The organism is Paraburkholderia sp. BCC1886 (genome assembly GCF_900996245.1).
GTDB lineage: Bacteria > Pseudomonadota > Gammaproteobacteria > Burkholderiales > Burkholderiaceae > Paraburkholderia.
This window is the reverse complement of sequence record NZ_CAAJGK010000088.1, coordinates 1-552: the sequence shown is the minus strand read 5'-3', so window position 1 is coordinate 552 and position 552 is coordinate 1. Positions and strand designations below refer to the sequence as shown.

The window sequence follows — 552 nt, the reverse complement described above, 5'->3', positions numbered from 1 at the left end:
GCCGACGTCAGTTCCGGACGGTCCAGCTTCGTCACTTCGCGCGAGACGAACTGCGAGATGCCGCTGTCGGCTGCGGCTTCGATCTTCTCGACCGTCGCGCTGCCGCCTTCGGCTGCGACCGCGTCGAAACCGGTCGTGCGGACCGTGATGACCTTGATCGGGTCAGCCGATTGCACGGTGGCGATTGCATTACCGGCGTAGATGGGACGCTCGAACGTGTCAGGGCTATCAACAGCAGTGATATCGCTGATCTGCGCGACGTCGAGCCTGGCGGCGATACGCGGGGCGATGTTCTTGCCGTACGGCGTAGCGGGCGCGAGGATGTGCGTGTAATCCTTCGCGATGTTCAGCACGGTCGCCTCGATATTTTCAGCGAGGCCGGCTTCGAGCTGCGGTGCGTCGGCCAGCAGGACTTTGCTTACGCCTGCGATCTTCGCTGCTGCATCTGCTGCAGCCTGAGCGTTGTGACCCGCGACCAGCACGTGAACGTCACCGCCGATTTTCTGCGCAGCGGCGATGGTGTTCAACGTCGCCGGCTTGATCGACGCATTG

General features: G+C 63.0%; 1 pseudogene. It reads right to left on the bottom strand.

The window, feature by feature from the left end:
• Positions 1–552: pseudogene (locus FQ746_RS28540) on the bottom strand (electron transfer flavoprotein subunit alpha/FixB family protein); the annotation flags it as partial.